This is a genomic window from Ornithinibacillus bavariensis, assembly GCF_018333235.1.
Taxonomy (GTDB): domain Bacteria; phylum Bacillota; class Bacilli; order Bacillales; family Amphibacillaceae; genus Ornithinibacillus; species Ornithinibacillus bavariensis.
The window spans coordinates 689,963-712,634 of record NZ_BORP01000001.1; the positions used below are offsets into that span (position 1 = coordinate 689,963).

A 22,672-nucleotide genomic window follows, 5' to 3' on the forward strand; every position below is an offset into this window, starting at 1 on the left:
AGTGAATTTGACATGATTTTCGTGTTGAATTTTTAAGGGTGGTACCGCGAGTCTTCTCGTCCCTTTTGGGATTGAGAGGATTTTTTATTTTTTATTGCTAATTAGTAGTAGCACATAAGGAGGAACTAAAGTGGATTATAAAGAAACCTTATTAATGCCGAAGACGGAATTTCCTATGCGTGGGAATTTACCAAATAAGGAACCAGAGCGTCAGGAAAAATGGGAAGAATCTCATCTATATGAAAAATCTTTACAAAGAACAAAAGGTAGGCCTCTTTTTATTCTACATGATGGACCACCATATGCTAACGGAGACATTCATATTGGACATGCGATGAATAAAATTCTAAAGGATTTTATTACTCGTTACAAGTCAATGTCAGGATACCATGCGCCATATATACCTGGTTGGGATACTCATGGACTTCCAATTGAAACTGCTTTGACGAAAAATAAAAAAGTAGACCGTAAAAAGCTATCTGTAGCAGAATTTAGACAATTATGTGCAGAATATGCGATGGGGCAAATTGATAATCAACGTATTCAATTTAAGCAGCTAGGTGTTCGAGGGGATTGGGATAACCCATATATTACTTTAACAAAAGACTATGAGGCAGAACAAATTAAAGTTTTTGGTGAAATGGCTAAAAAAGGCTATATTTACAAAGGCTTAAAACCAGTTTATTGGTCACCTTCTTCAGAATCTGCACTTGCTGAAGCAGAAATCGAGTATTATGATAAGCGATCTGCGTCCATCTACGTTGCTTTTGAAGTACAAGATGGTAAAGGTGTATTGGATATGGGAGACAAAATTATTATTTGGACAACAACACCTTGGACAATCCCAGCAAACTTAGGTATTAGTGTTCATCCAGAGTTTAATTATGTAGTAGTTGAAGTAAAAGGTGACAAATTTGTAGTAGCAGAAGATTTATTGGAGCCGGTCTCCCAAGAATTAGAATGGGAGAATCCTACAGTTGTAAAGACATTTAAAGGTAAAGCTATTGATCGTGTAATTGCAAAGCATCCATTCTATGATCGTGAATCATTAGTAATGCTTGGTGAACATGTTACAACAGATGCTGGTACAGGTTGTGTTCACACAGCACCAGGTCATGGGGAAGACGACTTTTATGTATCGAAAGGTTATGGAATTGAGGCATTTTGCCCAGTGGATGAAAAAGGCGTATTCACGAGTGAAGCCCCAGGATTTGAAGGCATGTTTTATGATGATGCAAACAAAGCGATTACAGAAAAGCTAGAAGAAGTAGGCGCATTATTAAAATTAACCTTCATTACTCACTCTTATCCACATGATTGGAGAACGAAGAAGCCTACCATTTTCCGTGCGACAGCACAGTGGTTTGCATCTATTAAGGATTTTCGTGAAAATATTCTAGAAGAAATTAAACAAGTGAAATGGTATCCTTCATGGGGAGAAACAAGACTATATAATATGGTTCGTGATCGTGAGGATTGGTGTATCTCTCGTCAGCGTGCATGGGGAGTTCCTATTCCTGTTTTCTATGGAGAAGATGGAACTGCAATAATTACCGATAAAACGATTGAACATGTCGCAAATTTATTTGCTGAGTTTGGTTCCAATGTTTGGTTTGAACGAGAGGCAAAAGATTTATTACCTGAAGGATTTACATCAGAGCATAGTCCAAATGGTATCTTCACAAAAGAAACGGATATTATGGATGTTTGGTTTGACTCTGGTTCATCACATGCTGGTGTATTACTTCGTCGTGAAGACCATAGAAGGCCTGCTGATGTTTATATAGAAGGAAGTGACCAGTATCGTGGATGGTTTAATTCTTCCTTATCAACTGCTGTCGCAGTAACAGGGAAAGCACCTTATAAAACTATCATTAGCCATGGATTTACATTGGATGGAAATGGTCGTAAAATGAGTAAATCATTAGGTAATGTTATTGTACCTAGTAAGGTTCTAAAGCAATTAGGTGCAGATATTTTGCGTCTATGGGTAGCATCGGTTGACTACCAAGCAGATGTAAGAATTTCGGATGATATATTAAAACAAACATCAGAAGCATACCGTAAGATTCGAAACACATTCCGTTTTATGCTTGCTAACCTTGCAGATTTTAACCCTGATACCGATCGTGTCCCAGAAGCACAGATGGAGGAAGTAGACCGCTTTATGCTTCATCGCTTACAAGAGTTAGTAAAGGAAGTAAGAGAAAGCTATGAACGATATGAATTTTCACCAGTATTCCATCGTATTCATAATTTCTGTGCGGATGATCTAAGTTCATTCTATTTAGATTTTGCTAAAGATATATTGTATATCGAAGCAGCAGATAATCAACGCAGAAGAAGTATCCAAACAGGCTATTATGAAATTTTAACGACCTTGGTACAGCTATTAACACCAATCATCCCACATACAGCGGATGAGGTATGGGAATATATTCCTGGTGTACAATCAGAGAGTCCACAGCTTACAGATATTCCAGAGCAAAGAGTTATCGAAGGCTTTAAAGGACTAGAAGATAAGTGGAATCACTTTATGGCTATCAGGGATGACGTATTAAAAGCCTTAGAGGAAGCAAGAAATGAGAAGGTTATCGGTAAATCATTAGAAGCAAAGATTACCCTAATACCAAAGGACAACAATACGAGTGAAGTACTAGCTTCAATCGAGCATTTACATCAGTTCTTAATCGTTTCTGAGGCAGATGTGGTAGAGCATAATGAAAATGCAACTGCATATAAATTTGTGGATGTGCTTGTAGAAAAACATCCTGCTGAGAAATGTGAACGTTGTTGGGTGGCATCCGATACAGTAGGTCAAAATGAGAAACATCCAACTCTATGTTCTCGTTGTGCAGATGTTGTAGAGAATCATTACCATGTATAATTAATTATTAAATGTTGGGGGACAAATTAGTTAATGAATTTGTCCTCCTTTTCTTATCATCTCCTGTAAATCATTGAAATTTGCTATAATAAAGTATAAGATAAACTAAGGATTTTCAAAAAACACGTAGATAAAAATCGTATACATCGGAGGATGGGGAATGTATCGTTATTACATACTTGCGGTAATAGTTATTGCCGTAGATCAATTTACTAAATATCTAGTTGTCAAAAACATGGAACTATATGAACAAATTCCAATAATTGATGGATTTTTCTCGTTAACCTCACACCGTAATAGTGGTGCTGCATGGGGCATGCTTCAAGGGAAAATGGGCTTCTTTTATGCGATTACAATCCTTGTCATTGTGGGAGTAATCTATTATTTACATAAGTTTGGAAAAGAAAATAGGCTATTTGCTTTTGCCCTAGCATTAATCCTTGGCGGGGCAATTGGTAATTTTATTGATCGACTACTTCATCAAGAGGTTGTAGATTTCTTTGACTTTACTATTTTCGGGTATGATTTCCCAATTTTTAATATTGCTGATTCGGCACTGACAGTTGGGATAATCCTAGTAATCATTGCAACGATCATCGAAGAGAAGAAACAGAAAGGGAAGAATAAGTCATAATGTCATTCCAACATACTGTAACAGATACTGAAAATAAAATGCGTATTGATAAGCTGATGGCCGAAATCAATCCAGAGCAATCCAGATCGCAAGTTCAAGGCTGGATTACGAAAGGACTTGTTTCAGTTAATGATGAAATTGTGAAAGCAAATTATAAATGTCAAACTGGTGATGTGATAACCTGGGAAATTCCAGAAGTAGAGGCACTTCATATTGAGCCAGAGAACATCCCAATCTCTATCCTATATGAAGATAAGGATTTATTAGTGGTGAATAAGCCAAAGGGTATGGTTGTCCATCCCTCAGCAGGACATCAATCTGGCACACTAGTTAATGCATTATTATATCATTGTAACGATCTTTCGGGTATAAATGGAGTGGAGCGGCCTGGTATCGTTCATCGAATTGATAAAGATACCAGTGGATTATTAGTAGTGGCTAAGAATGATAAGGCACATTCCAGTTTAGCAGGGCAGTTGGCTAATAAAGATGTAGAGAGAAAATATGAGGCTATAGTTCATGGAGTCATAAATCATGATTCTGGTATGGTTGATGCACCTATTGGCAGAGATCCAAATGATAGGCAGAGAATGGCTGTCGTAGATAATGGGAAACATGCAGTTACCCATTTTCATGTTTTGGAGCGTTTCAAGGAATATACCTATGTTGAATGTCGGTTAGAAACAGGAAGAACACATCAAATTCGTGTTCATATGCGTTATATTGGATATCCATTAGTAGGTGATCCAAAATATGGTCCAAGAAAAACGTTTGATATAGGAGGACAAGCATTACATGCCAAAGTATTAGGTTTTACGCATCCTACAACTGGGGAATGGTTACATTTTGAAGTGGATGCTCCACCGTATTTTCAAGAGCTATTAACAAAGCTTGAAAAAATATATTGACAGTAAGAGGGAAGTTTGAAATAATAAAACAGATGAATAGAACCTTTAAACATGTCCAGAGAGGCAAGAAGGTAGCGGATATTATTGTAGCTATATGTCTACATAAAAACCTTTTTTCCTCATGGAGAAAAGGTTTTTTTATGGGAAAAATAGTAACTACCAGGCAAGCCACTCTCATAGCTAATGCATATGATAAAACGATGTAAGGGTGGGAATGAAGTGAATAAAAAGACAGACTTACTAGACGAGCAAGCAATAAATCGAGCATTAACCCGCATTGCTCATGAAATCCTTGAAAAAAATAAGGGTGGAGATGATCTTGTCATCGTTGGAATAAAGACAAGAGGCGCACCACTAGCTAAACGATTACAGGAAAAAATCAAGAAAATTGAAGGAGTCACGATCCCTATAGGTGAATTAGATATAACGTTATATCGAGATGATTTGCAAATGGCGGTAGAAAATGATGAGCCTGAAATTCTTGGTGCAAATATCCCTGTTGATATTTCGAATAAGAAAGTTATTTTAATTGATGACGTACTCTATACTGGGAGAACGGTTCGAGCAGCCATGGATGCCGTAATGGATGTAGGAAGACCTTCTTTAATCCAGTTAGCAGTACTTGTCGATCGCGGTCATCGGGAGTTGCCGATTCGTGCAGATTATGTTGGAAAAAATATACCGACATCGGAAAAGGAGATTATTGTTGTTCAGTTAAATGAAGTAGATCAAGCGGATCTAGTTTCGATTTATGAAAAGTAAAAAGTAGGACCTTTAATTAAATCCAGAGAGATTTACAAGGTTGCTTTGTTTACGTGTGTTTTTTTGCAGAAGGGAAAGTATAAAAGCTTTCTCGTCTGTTAAGGAAATCAAACACATTCGCAAAAGTGATGAGCGGATGTTGGATCTTCTAAACCACACGTTTACCTCTTTGCGACCATTTGCAAAGAGGTTTTTTTATGCCTAAAAATAGAAAAATATAAGGAGAGAGTAACATGAAGCATTTTATTTCCATGAAGCAGTTGACAAATGACACCATTTTTCATTTGATCGAGACTGCAGAATTATGTAAATCCTTAGATGTGAAAATTCCTAATCAATTGTTTTCTGCGAACTTATTCTTTGAACCTAGTACGAGAACAAAAATGAGTTTTACCGTAGCTGAAAGAAGGCTAGGACTTGAAATGTTAGATTTTCACACGGAAACATCGAGCCTTAAAAAAGGTGAATCCTTATATGACACAGTGAAAACACTTGAATCTATTGGGGCAAATATTGCAATTATCAGGCATGAATCGGATGACTGGATGACCGAATTGGATACAGGTATTAATATTCCAATTATTAATGCCGGTGCTGGAAAGGCGGAGCATCCAACACAATGCATGTTAGATTTAATGACCATATATCAGGAATTTGGAAGATTTATTGGCTTGAATATCGGGATTGTGGGGGATATCAAGCATAGTCGTGTTGCAAAATCTAATGCTTATGCGCTGCATAATCTAGGTGCTAACGTCTTTTTATGTTCACCACCAGGATATGAGGACCATACATTGGGTTTTCCTTGTATCACCATTGATGAAGCAGTTGAAAATTTAGATGTCTTAATGCTTTTAAGAATCCAGCATGAAAGACATCAAAGAGAATTGAAGACAGAAGGTTATTTGGAATATTTTGGTTTGACAAAAGAACGGGAAGGAAGAATGAAGGAACAAGCAATTATTCTTCACCCAGCGCCGATAAATAGGGGAATCGAGATCGATAGTGACCTTGTTGAGTGTGGTCGGTCGCGAATCTTTAAACAAATGTCAAATGGTGTTTATATGCGGATGGCAATTATCGTTCATATGTTAACAGAATGGGGGATTATCAATGGGAATTTTATTAAAAAATGCGAAACAATTAGCGGATAATGGCCAGTTGATAGATTGTGAGGTGCTTATCCAACAAGGAATAATAAGTGAAATCAATACAAAAATAGAAGCTGCTAATCAAGTTGATAGAATAATCGATTGCCGGGGAAAATTGTTAACCCCAGGATTTATTGATGTCCATATACATTTACGCGAGCCAGGTGGTGAGCATAAAGAAACGATAAAAACCGGAACAAAAGCAGCAGCTAGAGGTGGTTACACAACTGTATGTGCAATGCCAAATACGAATCCGGTTCCAGATTGTGAAACTGCTATTACCAGCTTGTTAAAGAAAATTGAACAAGATGCTGTTGTTAGAGTATTACCATATGCCTCGATAACAAAAGGTTTAAAAGGGGAAGAACTAACAAATATTGAACAACTATCTAAGCTTCCTATTTTTGCATTTACCGATGATGGGGTGGGAATCCAAACAGCAGATGCAATGCTCCAAGCAATGAAAACTGCAGCAAAAAATGGGAAGGCAATTGTTGCCCATTGTGAGGATAATACCATTGTTTATGGTGGTGTTGTACATGATGGAGATGTTAGTAAGCGATTAAAACTACCAGGAATACCATCCATAACGGAATCTGTACAAATTGCTCGAGATGTTTTATTAGCGGAAGCTACAGGTTGTCACTATCATGTTTGCCATGTCAGTACAAAGGAATCTGTACGAATAATTCGTGATGCAAAAAAGGCAGGTATACCAGTGTCTGCCGAGGTGACTCCACATCATCTATTACTCAATGAAGATACAGTACTAGAGGATGATACAAATTATAAAATGAATCCACCACTTCGAAGTAAAGAGGATCAGGAAGCACTATTAGAAGGATTACTAGACGGCACAATTGATTTTGTTGCTACAGATCATGCTCCACATAGTGAAGATGAAAAGAATCAAGGAATGCTAAAAGCACCATTTGGAATTGTTGGTTTAGAAACAGCTTTTCCATTACTTTATAGCAAACTAGTTAAATCAGGCAAAATTACACTTAAACAGTTAATCGATTGGTTAACAATTAAACCAGCAAATGTTTTTAATTTACCTTATGGAAGATTGGAAGAACAAGCATTTGCAGATCTAACCTTAATAGATTTAGAGAGAGAAATAAAAATTGACAAACATTCCTTCTATTCAAAAGGACGAAACACTCCATTTCATGAATGGTCAGTAATGGGTACACCAGTATTAACGATTTGTAATGGGAGTATAGTTTACGAGGAGGATACAGATGTTTAAGAGAAAATTAGTTTTAGAGGATGGGAGTGTTTTTTTTGGAGAAGGATTTGGAAGTCAACGTGAGATTAGCGGTGAGGTAGTCTTTAATACTAGTATGACTGGTTACCAAGAGATTCTTACTGACCCATCCTATTATGGACAAATCGTTTCCTTCACTTATCCACTAATTGGTAATTATGGTATTAATCGCGAAGATTTTGAAGCGGTAGCACCATTTATCAACGGTTTAATTGTAAAGGAATATTGTAAACATCCGTCTAATTTTAGAAGTGATGAAGCTATTGATAGCTTTTTAAAAATACATGATATACCAGGTATAGCAGGAATTGATACACGAAAGCTTACGAAGCATATTCGCAAGGCAGGCACACTTAGAGGATATATTGCAGATGAATCATTAGAGAATGGAGAAGTACTCCGTAAACTACATGCAATAAAAGAATGCCATAATCAAGTTAAGCTATCATCGACAACTAGACCTTATATCGTACCAGGTCGGGGGCATCGTGTCGTACTTATTGATTTTGGGATGAAGCATAATATTTTAAGAGAATTAACGAAACGAAATTGCCATGTTACGGTTGTACCATATAGTTATTCAGCTGAAAATATTATACGTTTAAAGCCAGATGGTATCATTCTATCAAATGGACCTGGAGATCCAAAGGATGTACCAGAAGCCATTGAAATGATCCGAAAGATATTACCTTGCATTCCCCTCCTCGGGATATGTTTAGGACACCAATTGCTTGCTCTTGCGTGTGGTGCTGACACGGAAAAAATGAAGTTTGGCCATCGTGGAGGAAATCATCCTGTAAAAGATCTCAAGACAGGAAACGTATTTTTAACCTCACAAAATCATGGATATGCAGTGAATAAACGTTCCTTAGATCATACTAATTTAGTGCTAACACAAATTGATCTAAATGATCATTCAGTGGAGGGAATACAGCACAAATTATATCCAGCATTTTCTGTACAATATCATCCTGAAAGTTCACCTGGACCAGAGGATGCTAATTATATATTTGATGTCTTTTTGGAAGAGGTTCATAAGCATGTTTTACGAGAGGGGGACACGATTTATGCCTAAAAATACAACTATCAAAAAGATTCTTGTTATTGGATCTGGACCTATTGTGATAGGTCAGGCAGCAGAATTTGACTATTCTGGTACACAGGCTTGTCAGGCATTACGAGAAGAGGGATATACAGTTATTTTGGCTAATTCTAATCCCGCTACCATAATGACGGATGAAACTATTGCAGATAAGGTTTATATGGAGCCACTTACAGTAGAATTTTTAACGAAAATAATACGAAAAGAGCAACCAGATGCATTATTACCGACATTAGGAGGACAAACAGGGCTAAATCTTGCAGTTGCTTTAAACAATACTGGTATATTAGACCAGTACAATGTGACATTACTCGGTACATCACTAGAAGCAATTCAAAAAGCAGAAGACAGAGAAATGTTTCGTAACTTGATGAAGGAAATAAATGAACCGATACCTGAGAGTAAAATTGTTCACACTGTTGAGGAAGCAATTGCTTTTGCAGAGGAAATCGGATATCCCTTAATTGTTAGACCTGCTTATACGTTGGGCGGAACAGGTGGTGGCATGAGCTATAATGAACACGAATTGCGAGAAATAACCCGTAATGGACTATCATTATCACCAGTTCACCAATGCTTAATTGAACGCAATATTGCTGGTTATAAGGAAATTGAATATGAGGTAATGCGAGACAAAAAAGACCAAGCTATTGTTGTATGTAATATGGAAAATATAGATCCGGTAGGTATCCATACAGGAGATTCAATTGTCGTCGCCCCTTCCCAAACATTGAGTGATCGCGAATACCAGTTATTACGAAATGCATCCTTAAAAATTATTCGTGCTTTAGGAATTGAGGGTGGATGTAATGTGCAATTAGCTTTAGATCCAAACAGTTTCAACTACTATGTAATCGAAGTCAACCCAAGGGTTAGTCGCTCCTCTGCACTGGCCTCTAAAGCAACAGGTTACCCTATAGCAAAAATGGCGGCTAAAATTGCGGTTGGGCTGACACTGGACGAAATTAGTAATCCAGTAACGGGAACAACCTATGCATTATTTGAACCGGCATTAGATTATGTGGTGACAAAACTGCCAAGGTTTCCCTTTGATAAATTTGTCTCTGGGGATCGCAAGCTAGGTACACAAATGAAAGCCACAGGAGAAATCATGGCAATTGGAAGAAACTTTGAAGAGTCGCTTCTAAAAGGAATTAGATCAATGGATAATGGCACTGAGGAATTGTGGTTAGAATCGTTAGCGGATTTATCAGATGATACTATTCAAACACGATTAGAGAAAGCTGACGATGAACGGATTTATGTCATTGCAGAGGCATTTCGTAGGGGGTATTCTGTCAGACAACTGCATCAATATACGAAAATAGACCCGTTTTTCCTTCAAAAAATGGCAGATATTGTTCAATTCGAAGTACTACTTAGGGAAAATATAAATCAGGTGGAAATTTTACGCAAGGCAAAGGAAAAAGGGATCTCAGACAAACAAATTGCTAGATTATGGGAAATGACAGAAGATGAAGTGTTTCATTATAGGATGAATACAGATATTCAGCCAGTGTATAAAATGGTTGATACCTGTGCGGCAGAATTTGAGTCACAAACACCATACTTTTATAGTACCTATGAAGAAGAAAATGAATCTGTTTCAACATTAAATCGTAAAGTATTGGTTTTAGGTTCTGGGCCAATTCGTATTGGGCAGGGAATTGAGTTCGACTATGCGACAGTTCACTCGGTATTGGCGATTAAAGAAATGGGTTACGAGGCGATTATCATGAACAGTAACCCAGAGACTGTCTCAACAGATTTCAGCATCTCAGACAAATTGTATTTCGAACCGCTAACCTTAGAAGATGTTATGCATGTTGTGAATTTAGAAAAACCAGAAGGGGTTATTGTCCAATTCGGTGGACAAACTGCAATTAATTTAGCAGATGGGTTATCCCGGCGTGGAGTAACTATTCTCGGAACAAGCTTAACAGCAATTGATAAAGCGGAAGATAGAGATAAGTTCGAATTATTATTAGCTGAATTAGACTTACTTCGTCCAAAGGGTAAGGCGGTTAAACGGATGGAGGATGCAATTAATGTTGCTGAATCTATTGGCTACCCAGTTCTCGTTCGACCATCCTATGTAATTGGTGGAAGCCGGATGGAAATTGTTTACAACAGAGACGAACTGCTAACGTATTTAAGTAAATCGGGAAAGATGAACGATCGTCATCCCATTTTAATTGACAAATATATCACTGGTATAGAGGTAGAGGTTGATGCCATTAGTGATGGCGTAACGACCATTGTTCCTGGCATCATGGAGCATATTGAACGTTCTGGGGTACACTCTGGAGACTCTATTGCAGTCTATCCACCACAACGCCTTTCTAGTTTAGTCAAAGAGAAATGCTTGGAAGCCACGTTAAAAATTTCAAAAGCTCTTGATGTAAAGGGACTTATTAATATCCAGTTTATCGTTTGTGATGATGATGTATATGTATTAGAAGTTAATCCAAGGGCAAGCAGGACAATCCCATTTTTAAGTAAAATAACAGGAGTTACCATGGCAAACCTTGCTACTAGAAGTATTCTAGGTGAGAAGCTGGCAGATTTGGGCTTTAAAACTGGAATACTGCCAGAAAAGAAACAGGTCTCTGTTAAAATTCCTGTCTTTTCATTTGAAAAGCTTCGTAGTGTTGACACGATTCTTGGTCCTGAAATGAAATCAACAGGTGAAGCAATCGGTTATGATAAAACGATGGAAAAGGCACTATATAAGGGGTTACTTGCAGCGGGAATATCAATTCCGACAGAAGGGGCCGTACTAATTACTGTTGCAGATAAAGATAAGTTAGAAATGTTAGGTATTGCAGAACGCTTTCATCAATTGGGCTTCCAGCTATATGCTACTACTGGCACAGCATCCTTCTTACGTGGAGCAAACCTACCAGTTGTAGAGGTTGATAAGGTTGGAGAGAAGGATCCAAATGTACTATCTATTATTGAGCAAGGAAAGGTACAATTTGTCATTAATACATTAACATCTGGACAACAACCACGCTCCGATGGTTTTATGATTAGAAGGGTATCGGTAGAAAGAGGGATAGCTTGTCTAACTAGTTTAGATACGGTGAATGCAATCTTACATGTAATTGATTCTACTACCTTCAGTGCAAGCCCATTATTTGCTAAAGAGGTAAAAAGTCTATGATTAGAAAAGTAGGAATGAAAATAATATCGATTCGGTGTATTGCACAAGATACATTTGAAATGATTTTAGAAAATAATTTTATTAGCAACTATGCTGTTCCAGGACAATTTTTGCATCTTCAAGTGGGAGAGCATTCGTTAAGAAGGCCAATCTCAATTACAGATTGTGATCCAAGTCGTAGTACTGTGACAATAATATTTAAGATAAATGGCCAGGGAACGAGAGAATTATCTGCCTATCAGGTAGGACAGTACCTAAATGTACTTGGTCCAATGGGTAACGGATTTCCACTACATGCTAATTCTACCGCTCTATTAATCGGCGGAGGAATTGGGGTCCCTCCATTATATTATCTTGGAAAAACACTAAGAGAGATGGGATGTACGATTATATCTGTTTTAGGTTTCCAAGATAAGAACCATGTATTCTATGAAAACGAATTTAAAAATTTAGGTAAAAATTTTATCGTAACGAATAATGGTTCGTATGGAGAAAGTGGGCTCGTGACAGACGTAATAAATCATGTTCATCATTTCGACTATTACTATAGCTGTGGACCAATTCCAATGCTTCGTGCAGTGAGTCAAGAGCTAAAAGAAAGACGTGGGTATATTTCCATTGAAGAGCGGATGGGCTGTGGTGTTGGGGCTTGCTATGCCTGTGTAGTACCAACAAAAGATGGTACTAATTATAAAAAAATATGTAAAGATGGTCCAGTATTTGTAGCAGGGGAGGTCAAGCTATGACAAGATTAACCACTGAGTTACCTGGTCTAGCATTAAAAAACCCAATCATGCCAGCTTCTGGTTGCTTTGGATTTGGTCGTGAATATAGTGATTTCTATGACCTTGGTAAACTAGGAGCTGTTATCATGAAGGCAGCAACAGGAAATGAACGACTTGGGAATCCTACACCCAGGGTTGCGGAGACATCGTCAGGTATGCTTAACGCGATTGGCCTGCAAAATCCAGGGGTAGATAAAATAATTGCTAATGAGGTTCCTTTTTTAGCACAATTTGATACGAAAATTATTGCAAATATTGCAGGAAGTACACTAGAAGAGTATGAATATGTAGCACAAGCCTTTAACCAAACGAATAAGGTTCATGCATTGGAATTAAATATATCTTGCCCAAATGTAAAAGAAGGCGGTATTCAATTTGGTACTGATCCAACTATGGCTTCGCGTGTAACGGAAGTTGTGAAGAAAGCTAGTAATCTGCCAGTATATGTAAAGCTTTCTCCAAATGTGACAGATATTGTATCGATTGCTAAGGCGGTAGAAGCGGCTGGGGCAGATGGTCTCAGCATGATAAATACCCTAACTGGAATGCAAATTCACCTTCCAAGTAGAAGACCGATAATAGCGAATAAAACAGGGGGACTATCAGGTCCAGCTATAAAACCTGTTGCAGTTCGAATGATTTATGAGGTAAGTAAACAGGTTCAAATACCAATTATTGGCATGGGCGGAATTAAAAATGCTGAAGATGTATTAGAGTTTCTTCTTGCAGGTGCCAGTGCAGTAGCAGTAGGTACTGCTAATTTTCAAAATCCGTTTGTTTGCTCCGAAATAATTAATGAACTGCCTCAGGTTTTAGATAAGTATGGATTTAACTCTGTACAGGATGCGATTGGAAAGGGGATAGTTGCATGACAGAATCAATCTATTTGGCACTTGATTTTCCTAGCTGGGAACTTACCGAATCATTTTTAATTAGGAATGATTTACAAGGAATTCCTGTGAAAATAGGGATGGAACTTTATTACCGTGAGGGACCATCAATAATCGAAAAACTAAGAAAAAACAATCATACTATCTTTCTCGATTTAAAGCTCCATGATATTCCAACTACAGTAATGAGAGCTATGAAAATATTATCAAGCCTTGAAGTCGATATGGTAAATGTTCACGCATTAGGTGGTAGTGAGATGATTCATTACGCAAAAGAGGGGTTAATTAGTGGTAATTCTACGAATCATCCAAAATTAATTGCAGTAACAGTGGTCACTTCAATGGATAATAGGCAATTAAATAAAGAACTATTAATACCTGGCGACCTTACGAACATGACAATTCATTTAGCTGGATTGGCGAAGGAGAATGGTGCGGATGGTGTAGTCTGTTCGGTACATGAGGCAAAACAAATCAAGGAAGATTGTGGCGACTTATTTTTAACTGTTACTCCAGGAATACGTCTTCACCAAACAAATACAGATGATCAAAAGAGAATTGCTACTCCTATCTATGCTCGGGAAAATGGTGCTGACTATTTAGTAATAGGACGAAGTGTGACTAATGCAAAAAATCCAAGACTAGCATATGACCAAGCTGTAAAAGAATGGGGGAAGTAAAATGAAATTAAGCCAAGCAGTAGTAAGCGATTTATTAAGAATAAAGGCAGTACAGATTGAAACGAATCCGAATGATTATTTTACATGGGCATCAGGCATCAAATCACCCATCTATTGTGATAATCGAATTACAATGTCCTACCCAGAGGTTCGACAAAAAATTACCAAAGCTTTTGTAGAAAAGGTACAGCAAATGAAAACAATGCCTGACGTTATCGCTGGCTGTGCAACAGCAGGTATTCCCCACGCAGCTTGGTTAGCAGATCAATTAAATCTTCCCATGGTTTATGTCCGTTCTAAACCGAAGGAACATGGAAGGGGAAACCAAATAGAAGGGGAAAATGTTCAAGGGAAGAAAGTATTAGTTATTGAAGATTTAATCTCAACAGGCGGTTCATCACTTGCAGTTGTGGATGCTTTAAAGCATGCTGGAGCTGAAATACTTGAAGTAATGGCTATCTTTACATATGGATTAACGAAAGCAACAGCTAATTTTGAACAGGCTGGTGTTAATTATCAAACGATTACATCCTATGAAGATCTCATTCAAACTTTGGTAGTTAATGAGGCTATCGGAAATGAAGAAAAAGCCCAATTACTAGAATGGCGTAGTTCTATGGAGTCTAGATAAGGTAATGCAATAAGTAGAGTTTTATTATATAATCAATTTGTATAATAAAATATTATCAAATTGAGGTTTCTATTATGAGGATAGAAGATTACGAGCTACTATTAAAATTGAATGAAATAGGTACTATTCGAGGTACAGCAAAAGCTATACTTATTTCTCAGCCAGCTGTTACACAAAGACTAAAGTATATTGAGGATTATTTTGGTGAAATTATTTTTATTCGTACACCAAAAAACTTAGTCTTAACACCTTGTGGAGAAATTATTCTAGAGCATGCAAAAAGAGTAATAGAGGAAGAGGAGGTTCTAAAAAATAAATTGTCTCAATCAAGTGATGAAGTACTTGGTACACTTTCAATTGCCTGTTCATCCTTAATTAGCCAACGTTTTCTTCCTAAAATTCTCGGAAAATATACGAATAAATTTCCAAAGGTAACGATTGATTTAGTAACAGGAATTAGTGAGGATATACGAAGGAATCATAAGGATTACCATGTATGTATTATTCGAGGTGAACAATTAAAAGAGAGCACCTCCATTCACTTGTTTGATGATCCTTTATATATTTTTGATACGGAGCCATTTCCAAAAGATATAATTAAGGAACGACCTCTAATTTCCTTTAAAAGTGATGATAGTATGCATGAATTAGTAGATAATTGGTTGTACCACCATCAACAACAAATTAAACCACTTCGAACCATGACAGTGGATCAAATCGAAACATGTAAACAATTTATGAAACAGGGAATAGGCATGGCAGTTCTACCAAAAAGCGTATCGGATTCTATGATGGATGAGTTTCCACATATAGCATTAGAACTTGACGGGAAGCCAGTTACACGCTATACATGGCTCTCCTATCAGGAAGGAATCCGTGAGCTCCCTCAGGTTGATGAATTTATTAAAATGCTTACTAATGAAACTTTTATGTAATCACTGTAAATATTCTTAAAGAAATAATAGGAGATGGGAATCCATCTCCTATTATTTCTTTAATTTATCTACCTTCATTTTTTCTGGAGTAACATAAATTGTCTTTTGATTATCATAAATCACAAATCCAGGCTTGGATCCGTTTGGCTTTTTTACATATCTTACTCTTGTGTAGTCCACCGGCACAGCTGATGAATTTTGTGATTTACTAAAGTACGCCGCAAGCTGGGCAGCTTCCTTGATTGTCTCTTCACTCGGTTCTTTGGACCGAATAATCACATGTGACCCCGGAATATCCTTCGTGTGTAACCAAATTTCATCTCGGTGTGCCAACTTCATCGTCAAAAATTCATTTTGTTTATTGTTCTTTCCAACTAAAATGGACGTACCATCTGTAGCAATATATTCCTCTGGTTTTGGAGCTACTTGTTTATTTTTACGTTTCCCAGATTTTTGCTTTTTAATATAACCCTCTTCACGAAGCTCTTCTCGTATTTCTTCAATATCTTCTACACCAGCAACATCTATTTGCTGTAGTAATTGTTCAAGATAGGCTGTTTCCTTTAACGTTTTCTCTATTTCTTCCTCGACTTTTGCCTTGGAGGTTTTCAATTTTTGATAGGTCTTAAATAAGCTCTGGGCATTTTCGCTTGGTGTTTTATGTGGGTTTAAATCAATGGTAATTTCATTTTGCTCGGGATCATAATAATCCACTACTGAAACAGATGTATCTCCTTGTTTTACCACATGCATATTGGCAGTTAACAATTCACCTAATCGTTGGTACCTTTCTGCTTTCTGTGCTTTTTCTAATGTACGCTCATGTTTTTTTAGTTTACGATCATTTTTATCCTTTTCATTTTGAATAAAACGGTATAAATCCTTCGCTTGCTGTTTTACTCTATCCCGTTCTGCTTTACCTGAATAAAATTGATCTAGTAATTGATTTGTAGTCGGAAACGTTTTCTTGTCTCCTTTAAAATCAACTAATTCTAATACGTGAAAATCTTCTTTCTTCCCTTGATAAATCGCAGGATGAAAACGGTGGTGAAGAATTTTTTCTTGCATTTCAATGAATGTATCCTTATATACCTCCTGCGTACCGAGTCTCGCACGATTGACAAGCTCATTCGCAATAAATGGGGAAAAACCAGTAAATAGATTAACAATTTGTGTTTCTAGCTTACCCGCATTAAAATCTAGTTTTTTAATAAACGTCTCTCCATCTATCTCAAGAGGATTCAGTTTATCCTGCATTGGTGGATGAATATATTCCACACCTGGTAAAACTGTTCGATAACGGTTCTGTGCCATTGATACATGCTTTAAACTATCGATGATATGACCTTTATCTGTTTCAACTAAAATTAAATTACTATGTTTTCCCATCAATTCAAGTACTAGCGTTTTCACTGAAATATCGCCAATCTCATTTCTTGTTTTTATTCGGAAGTTGATTATTCGTTCCATTCCATCTTGTACCACTGATTCAATGATGGCACCTGATAGATGCTTCCTAAGCACCATACAAAACATTGGGGCATCAGCGGGGTTAAGAAAGCTTTCTTCTGTTAAATGTATCCTTGAATAAGATGGATGAATTGACAACAAAAGGGTATGATTTTTACCCTGGCTTCTTATGGTCATAATTATTTCAGTATCTGTTGGTTGATGAATTTTTGTGATTTTTCCTGGTAGCAACATGTCCGATAATTCCTTTGTCACTGCTCTTGTTACAATTCCGTCAAATGGCATTTCGACTCACCTCTCTAATTAAATTATAGCATTATTTAGGACAAGTCTGCATAGATATCACTAAGAACACACTAGAGATGATTTTATGCTCTCGAATAAGCGTGGAGGAATGCAACGTGAAAAAGTGGTATCAATTAGATGTCGAACAAGTAGAACAAAAACTGCAAGTAACAGTAAGTAGGGGATTAACCTCAAAGCAGGTCAGTGAAAGACAGAGTCAATATGGCTACAATATGCTAGAAACAAATAAACAAACTCCTAGATGGATTATTTTTTTAAAGCAATTTCAGGATTTCATGGTACTAGTGTTACTTGCTGCCACCCTGATTGCAGGAATGTTAGGGGAATTTGTTGACGCAATAGCGATTATGGTCATTGTCCTAGTTAATGGCTGTATTGGTTACTTCCAAGAGCAGAAAGCTGAAAAATCTCTTGAAAAGCTAAAAGAGCTATCAGCCCCGATGGCGAATGTTTTTCGTGATAAGAAGTGGGAAAAGGTAGCTTCTAAAGAATTGGTTATTGGTGATATTGTAAGGTTAAATACTGGTGACAGGGTACCAGCAGATATACGCATTGTAAAATCAGTGAGCCTTGAAACGGAAGAATCGGCATTAACCGGGGAATCACTACCTGTTATGAAGCATGCAGCTGCTATCTCAAGAAGCGATCTGGACGCACAGGATCAAGTTAATATGGGCTTTAAAGGCACGATGGTTTCTCGTGGTTCTGGTATAGGTATTGTTGTAGGTACAGGAATGAATACGGTAATGGGGCAAATAGCTTCCTTAATGTCAAGTACGAAGAAAATACCAACCCCATTAGAGAGGAAACTGGCAGAGTTAGGCAAAATCTTAATCGTGGTAGCCATTCTTTTGACTATTTTGGTAGTAGTTCTTGGTGTTATACAAGGGCACCCGATATATAATATGTTTCTTGCTGGTGTTTCGTTAGCAGTTGCTGCAATACCGGAGGGATTACCAGCAATAGTTACTGTTGCATTATCATTAGGTGTACAGCGGATGATTCGAAAAAGAGCTATCGTAAGAAAATTATCAGCAGTTGAGACATTGGGCTGTGCATCTGTTATTTGTTCCGATAAAACAGGTACGATGACAGAAAATGAGATGACTGTTAAAGAAATATACTTAAATGGTGAAACTATTACGGTTACTGGAGATGGGTTTGACGTTGAAGGGGACTTTTTAATTGGAAACAAGAAAATTAAACAAGATCATCCTAATTTAGAAAACATGCTCTTATATGGACAGCTTTGTAATAATTCAGAACTACAAATTAAAAAAGGGAAGTATATAGTAAATGGAGATCCAACTGATGGTGCATTATTAGTTGCAGCCCGAAAAATAGGATTATCCCCATTAAGTGGACAAAACGTTGAAATTGTAAAAGAAATTCCTTTTGACTCGGATCGAAAACGGATGAGTGTAATTATAGAAGATGATAATGGTAGACGCTTCCTTATTACAAAAGGAGCCCCTGATGTATTACTACCAAGATGTAATTATGTAGTAGACCAAGAAGGAAGAAAACTATTAAAGAAACATGATAAGGAATTAATTGAACAAGCTATTGATCAGATGGCAGATAAGGCATTAAGGACGATTGCTATAAGTATGCGGCCTTTATCGAAAGACGTTTCACTAGACTCCGCATTTCTTGAAAAGGACTTAACCTTTATTGGATTATATGGGATGATTGATCCACCTCGTAAGGAAGTGAAAGCAGCAATTGCTGAATGTCGTGAAGCAGGAATTAAAACGGTAATGATTACAGGCGACCATGTTAAAACAGCAAGGGCCATTGCAAAGGATTTGAATTTATTACCAGATAATGGGCTAGTTCTAGAGGGTAGTGAATTAAATAAAATGTCTGTAGAAGAGCTTGAAAATATTATTGAAGATGTCTATGTTTTTGCTCGAGTAACACCAGAGCATAAACTAAAAATTGTTAAAGCATTCCAAGCCAGGGGGCATATTGTTGCAATGACAGGAGATGGTGTCAATGATGCCCCAGCGATTAAGGCTAGTGATATAGGTATTAGTATGGGTATAAGTGGAACCGACGTTACAAAGGAAGCATCATCATTGGTATTAATGGATGATAACTTTGCAACGATTAAGTCAGCAATTCAAGAAGGCCGTAATATCTATGAAAATATTAGGAAATTTATTCGTTATCTTTTAGCATCAAATGTAGGAGAAATTTTGGTCATGCTATTTGCAGTATTACTGGGAATGCCGCTACCATTAGTTCCCGTTCAAATCTTATGGGTGAATTTGGTAACAGATGGCTTGCCAGCTATGGCTTTAGGACTGGATAAACCAGAAGCTGATGTTATGAAACATGGACCACGCAGTCCAAAAGAAGGTGTATTTGCCCGAGGTTTAGGCTTTAAGATTATTACTAGAGGTATTCTAATCGGAATTGTCACCTTAATTGCCTTTATGGTTACTTACCAGAACAATCCGGAAAATCTAGTATATGGTCAAACAGTAGCATTTACGACATTGGTGATGGCACAGCTTATTCATGTATTTGATTGTCGTAGTGAAAAATCCGTTTTTGAACGCAACCCGTTTGAAAATATATACCTTGTTTTCGCTGTTATTTCCTCCATATTATTGTTATTAGTAGTTATATACTGGGAACCACTACAGCCAATCTTCCACACAATTTCCTTAGGACTACGAGATTGGATGCTTATTCTTGGCTTAGCAGCAATCCCTACTGTATTATTTGGCTTTACAAAAAGATAAAAGCTGAAGACCTTTTCACAATAAGAAGTGGAAGGGTCTTCATTTTTCAAGATAGTACTGTAGCTAACGAATATCAACTTAAAAAGCCAACATTATGAAGAAACAGTATTTCATATGCTATAATGATGAAAGAAAATTAAAGTAGGTGTTGGTAGTGGCAAAAAGCATGACAGGCTATGGTATAAGTACTACTCAGTTCGAAAATACAACAATTACAGTAGAAATTCGTTCTGTTAATCACCGTTTTCTTGATATCATACCGAAATATCCTCGAACATTTTTATTCCTTGAAGATAAGATAAAAATGTTAGTTAAGAATTTTTTTAGCAGAGGCCGTGTGGAATTACATATAAATATAGAAGGAGAAGGATTTGTTCAAAAATCAATTTCTACCGATTGGGAATTATTGGATCAATTTATACAACAATTGAAGGTTGCTAAAGAGCGCTATGGCTTACAGGGTGAAATACCTTTTTCCGTTCTTACACAACTCCCTGACTTAATTACGATTCAAGAGAATGAAGAAAAACCAGATAACTTACAGGAAAATATATTAGCATGTATAGAGGATGCCTGTTTGCAGGTTCTTGAAATGCGCATAGAAGAAGGCAAAAATTTGTTAGATGATATTTTGGAACGGGCTACGATTATTCGGAATATAGTAAGGTCAATAGAAAGTAGAAGAGAAAATGTTATCGATGAGTACCGTACTAGAATTAAACAACGAATGGAAGAGTATATAGAGGATCCAATCACTGTCGATTCTAGTAGACTACACCAAGAGATTGCCCTTTTAGCAGAAAAAGGGGATATAGCGGAGGAAATCACACGATTACATAGTCATTTGGATCAGTTAGAGGAATGGAGTAAGCTAGAGGAGCCAATTGGCCGAAAGCTTGATTTTATCCTGCAAGAGATGAACCGAGAAGCGAATACGGTCGGATCGAAATCAACAGATACAAAAATTAGTGAATGGACTGTTGCAATGAAAAGTGAAATTGAGAGAATAAAGGAACAGGTTCAAAATATAGAGTAATTCCTTTTTTATTGAATATGTTATGTCCTATAAAGTAGATAGGACTAATTTTCTAATATTCTTGTACTTTTAATTTGTTACAAAAGCCTTTATAATAGGTAAGAATGATAAGGGGGAAGTGAAGTGGGACTACAACTAATTAATATTGGGTTTGGTAATGTTGTTTCTGCTAATCGAGTCATTTCCATTGTCTCGCCAGAATCAGCACCTATCAAACGAATTATCTCCGTCGCTCGTGATAATAATAAATTAGTAGATGCTACATATGGACGTAGAACAAGAGCTGTTATTATTACTGATAGTGATCATGTCGTATTATCAGCAGTTCAGCCCGAGACAGTTGGACAGCGAGTACTTAGTCACGAAGAAATGTCTGATGAATGATTTGGTTTATATATAGGAGGAAGCAACTTGATTGATGAGAAAGGAATTTTATTTATTCTCTCTGGGCCATCCGGTGTAGGCAAGGGAACTGTACGTAAGGAATTATTCAAACGAAAGACTGAATTAAAGTATTCAATTTCTATTACGACTAGAGAACAGCGTCCAGGTGAAGTAGATGGTATTGATTATTTCTTCAAAACAAACGAGGAATTTGAATCTTTAATAAAACAAAATAAACTTTTAGAGCATGCAAAGTTTGTTAATAATTATTATGGAACTCCAAGAGAGTATGTAGAGAAAACACTAGCAGAAGGCTACGATGTATTCCTTGAAATTGAGGTTCAAGGCGCGATGCAAGTAAAGCATAATTTTCCTGAGGGTGTTTTTATCTTCTTATTTCCACCGAGCTTAGAGGAATTAAAAAATAGAATAGTTGGTCGTGGTACGGAGACAGAGGATTTAATACTAAATCGATTAAAAGAAGCCCGTAATGAGATTGAAATGATGGATGCTTATGATTACGTAGTTGTTAATGATGATGTTGACAAAGCAGTTAATAAGATTCAATCGATTATTCAGAGTGAACATTGTAAAAGAGAACGTATAGCTGCACAATACAAAAAGATATTGGAGGATGAGTTATAATGATGTTAGAACCGTCTATTGATGCTTTACAAGAAAAGATTAAATCAAAGTATTCCCTTGTAACCTTGTCTGCTAAGAGAGCTAGACAATTACGTGAACTAAAAAATTTACGAATTGAAAGTCCTAAGTCTCATAAATATGTAGGAATGGCACTAGAGGAAATAGCAGCAGAAAAGCTTAAAATAGAAGATGAATAATAATAATGTATATGAATCCCTTACATCTGGTATGTAAGGGATTATTTATTTATTAAATTATGGTATAACTAGACTAGAAG

The 22,672-nt window shown here is 36.9% G+C and carries 19 protein-coding genes and 1 other annotated feature (1 of these 20 only partly in view); of the genes, 18 read left to right on the plus strand and 1 reads right to left on the minus strand.

Annotated features, from left to right (window positions below; all coding sequences use genetic code 11):
• Nucleotides 1-67: a binding site (T-box leader), on the plus strand; it begins 159 nt to the left of the window's first position.
• A 63-nt stretch (nt 68-130) separates the two neighbouring features.
• The 13 genes from ileS to KI338_RS03560 all read left to right on the plus strand — a co-directional run bounded on the left by ileS (nt 131) and on the right by KI338_RS03560 (nt 15,801).
• Entirely contained in the window at nt 131-2,887 is a 2,757-nt protein-coding gene (gene ileS / locus KI338_RS03500) for an isoleucine--tRNA ligase (protein WP_212919571.1), read from the plus strand.
• A 160-nt stretch (nt 2,888-3,047) separates the two neighbouring features.
• Nucleotides 3,048-3,521 carry a signal peptidase II gene (lspA, locus tag KI338_RS03505; RefSeq protein WP_212919572.1) on the plus strand — a complete coding sequence of 158 codons (474 nt, stop codon included), beginning with the start codon at nt 3,048-3,050 and terminating at the stop codon, nt 3,519-3,521.
• The gene (locus KI338_RS03510; protein ID WP_212919573.1) at nt 3,521-4,429 is read left to right on the plus strand and encodes an RluA family pseudouridine synthase; all 909 of its coding nucleotides are present in this window, start codon (nt 3,521-3,523) and stop codon (nt 4,427-4,429) included. Before lspA ends, KI338_RS03510 begins: the two co-directional genes overlap by 1 nt.
• A gap of 189 nt (nt 4,430-4,618) precedes the next feature.
• Entirely contained in the window at nt 4,619-5,191 is a 573-nt protein-coding gene (pyrR, locus tag KI338_RS03515; RefSeq protein ID WP_244853322.1) for a bifunctional pyr operon transcriptional regulator/uracil phosphoribosyltransferase PyrR, read from the plus strand.
• A gap of 233 nt (nt 5,192-5,424) precedes the next feature.
• Entirely contained in the window at nt 5,425-6,345 is a 921-nt protein-coding gene (locus tag KI338_RS03520; protein ID WP_212919575.1) for an aspartate carbamoyltransferase catalytic subunit, read from the plus strand.
• Entirely contained in the window at nt 6,305-7,594 is a 1,290-nt protein-coding gene (gene pyrC, locus KI338_RS03525) for a dihydroorotase (RefSeq protein ID WP_212919576.1), read from the plus strand. The genes KI338_RS03520 and pyrC overlap by 41 nt, the downstream gene beginning before the upstream one ends.
• A complete protein-coding gene (locus KI338_RS03530; protein WP_212919577.1) occupies nt 7,587-8,687 on the plus strand; it encodes a carbamoyl phosphate synthase small subunit in 1,101 nt (366 codons plus the stop codon). Before pyrC ends, KI338_RS03530 begins: the two co-directional genes overlap by 8 nt.
• Complete coding sequence (carB, locus tag KI338_RS03535) at nt 8,680-11,880, plus strand: carbamoyl-phosphate synthase large subunit (RefSeq protein ID WP_212919578.1); 3,201 nt, start codon at nt 8,680-8,682, stop codon at nt 11,878-11,880. Before KI338_RS03530 ends, carB begins: the two co-directional genes overlap by 8 nt.
• Nucleotides 11,877-12,626 carry a dihydroorotate dehydrogenase electron transfer subunit gene (locus tag KI338_RS03540; RefSeq protein WP_280530718.1) on the plus strand — a complete coding sequence of 250 codons (750 nt, stop codon included), beginning with the start codon at nt 11,877-11,879 and terminating at the stop codon, nt 12,624-12,626. Before carB ends, KI338_RS03540 begins: the two co-directional genes overlap by 4 nt.
• The gene (locus KI338_RS03545; RefSeq protein ID WP_212919579.1) at nt 12,623-13,537 is read left to right on the plus strand and encodes a dihydroorotate dehydrogenase; all 915 of its coding nucleotides are present in this window, start codon (nt 12,623-12,625) and stop codon (nt 13,535-13,537) included. Before KI338_RS03540 ends, KI338_RS03545 begins: the two co-directional genes overlap by 4 nt.
• Nucleotides 13,534-14,235, plus strand: coding sequence for an orotidine-5'-phosphate decarboxylase (gene pyrF, locus KI338_RS03550; protein WP_212919580.1), 702 nt, complete (start codon nt 13,534-13,536; stop codon nt 14,233-14,235). The genes KI338_RS03545 and pyrF overlap by 4 nt, the downstream gene beginning before the upstream one ends.
• Before the next feature lies 1 nt (nt 14,236).
• The gene (gene pyrE / locus KI338_RS03555) at nt 14,237-14,866 is read left to right on the plus strand and encodes an orotate phosphoribosyltransferase (protein ID WP_212919581.1); all 630 of its coding nucleotides are present in this window, start codon (nt 14,237-14,239) and stop codon (nt 14,864-14,866) included.
• A 74-nt stretch (nt 14,867-14,940) separates the two neighbouring features.
• Nucleotides 14,941-15,801 (plus strand): LysR family transcriptional regulator, encoded by an 861-nt coding sequence (locus tag KI338_RS03560; protein WP_212919582.1) that lies wholly within the window; start codon nt 14,941-14,943, stop codon nt 15,799-15,801.
• Nucleotides 15,802-15,852: 51 nt separating this feature from the next.
• Here KI338_RS03560 and KI338_RS03565 read toward each other — a convergent pair whose 3' ends face one another.
• Complete coding sequence (locus KI338_RS03565) at nt 15,853-17,556, minus strand: Rqc2 family fibronectin-binding protein (protein ID WP_212919583.1); 1,704 nt, start codon at nt 17,554-17,556, stop codon at nt 15,853-15,855.
• Nucleotides 17,557-17,633: 77 nt separating this feature from the next.
• On the opposite strand from KI338_RS03565, the gene KI338_RS03570 reads away from it, so the two are divergent.
• The 5 genes from KI338_RS03570 to rpoZ all read left to right on the plus strand — a co-directional run bounded on the left by KI338_RS03570 (nt 17,634) and on the right by rpoZ (nt 22,592).
• Complete coding sequence (locus KI338_RS03570; protein ID WP_212919584.1) at nt 17,634-20,330, plus strand: calcium-translocating P-type ATPase, SERCA-type; 2,697 nt, start codon at nt 17,634-17,636, stop codon at nt 20,328-20,330.
• Nucleotides 20,331-20,484: 154 nt separating this feature from the next.
• On the plus strand, nt 20,485-21,366 hold the full coding sequence (locus KI338_RS03575) for a YicC/YloC family endoribonuclease (protein WP_212919585.1): 882 nt from the start codon (nt 20,485-20,487) through the stop codon (nt 21,364-21,366).
• Between the two features lie 123 nt (nt 21,367-21,489).
• Nucleotides 21,490-21,750: an extracellular matrix/biofilm regulator RemA gene (gene remA, locus KI338_RS03580; RefSeq protein ID WP_212919586.1), complete on the plus strand. Its 261-nt coding sequence runs from the start codon at nt 21,490-21,492 to the stop codon at nt 21,748-21,750.
• A 27-nt stretch (nt 21,751-21,777) separates the two neighbouring features.
• A complete protein-coding gene (gene gmk / locus KI338_RS03585) occupies nt 21,778-22,395 on the plus strand; it encodes a guanylate kinase (RefSeq protein WP_212919587.1) in 618 nt (205 codons plus the stop codon).
• The gene (gene rpoZ, locus KI338_RS03590) at nt 22,395-22,592 is read left to right on the plus strand and encodes a DNA-directed RNA polymerase subunit omega (protein WP_212919588.1); all 198 of its coding nucleotides are present in this window, start codon (nt 22,395-22,397) and stop codon (nt 22,590-22,592) included. Before gmk ends, rpoZ begins: the two co-directional genes overlap by 1 nt.
• Nucleotides 22,593-22,672 lie beyond the last annotated feature (80 nt).

Bases quoted from the DNA above. Each gene is read 5' to 3' on its own strand.
- lspA (WP_212919572.1), top strand. From the start codon at position 3,048: ATGTATCGTTATTACATACTTGCGGTAATAGTTATTGCCGTAGATCAA.
- KI338_RS03510 (WP_212919573.1), top strand. From the start codon at position 3,521: ATGTCATTCCAACATACTGTAACAGATACTGAAAATAAAATGCGTATT.
- pyrR (WP_244853322.1), top strand. From the start codon at position 4,619: ATGATAAAACGATGTAAGGGTGGGAATGAAGTGAATAAAAAGACAGAC.
- KI338_RS03520 (WP_212919575.1), top strand. From the start codon at position 5,425: ATGAAGCATTTTATTTCCATGAAGCAGTTGACAAATGACACCATTTTT.
- pyrC (WP_212919576.1), top strand. From the start codon at position 6,305: ATGGGAATTTTATTAAAAAATGCGAAACAATTAGCGGATAATGGCCAG.
- KI338_RS03530 (WP_212919577.1), top strand. From the start codon at position 7,587: ATGTTTAAGAGAAAATTAGTTTTAGAGGATGGGAGTGTTTTTTTTGGA.
- carB (WP_212919578.1), top strand. From the start codon at position 8,680: ATGCCTAAAAATACAACTATCAAAAAGATTCTTGTTATTGGATCTGGA.
- KI338_RS03540 (WP_280530718.1), top strand. From the start codon at position 11,877: ATGATTAGAAAAGTAGGAATGAAAATAATATCGATTCGGTGTATTGCA.
- KI338_RS03545 (WP_212919579.1), top strand. From the start codon at position 12,623: ATGACAAGATTAACCACTGAGTTACCTGGTCTAGCATTAAAAAACCCA.
- pyrF (WP_212919580.1), top strand. From the start codon at position 13,534: ATGACAGAATCAATCTATTTGGCACTTGATTTTCCTAGCTGGGAACTT.
- pyrE (WP_212919581.1), top strand. From the start codon at position 14,237: ATGAAATTAAGCCAAGCAGTAGTAAGCGATTTATTAAGAATAAAGGCA.
- KI338_RS03560 (WP_212919582.1), top strand. From the start codon at position 14,941: ATGAGGATAGAAGATTACGAGCTACTATTAAAATTGAATGAAATAGGT.
- KI338_RS03565 (WP_212919583.1), bottom strand. From the start codon at position 17,556: ATGCCATTTGACGGAATTGTAACAAGAGCAGTGACAAAGGAATTATCG.
- KI338_RS03570 (WP_212919584.1), top strand. From the start codon at position 17,634: ATGATTTTATGCTCTCGAATAAGCGTGGAGGAATGCAACGTGAAAAAG.
- rpoZ (WP_212919588.1), top strand. From the start codon at position 22,395: ATGATGTTAGAACCGTCTATTGATGCTTTACAAGAAAAGATTAAATCA.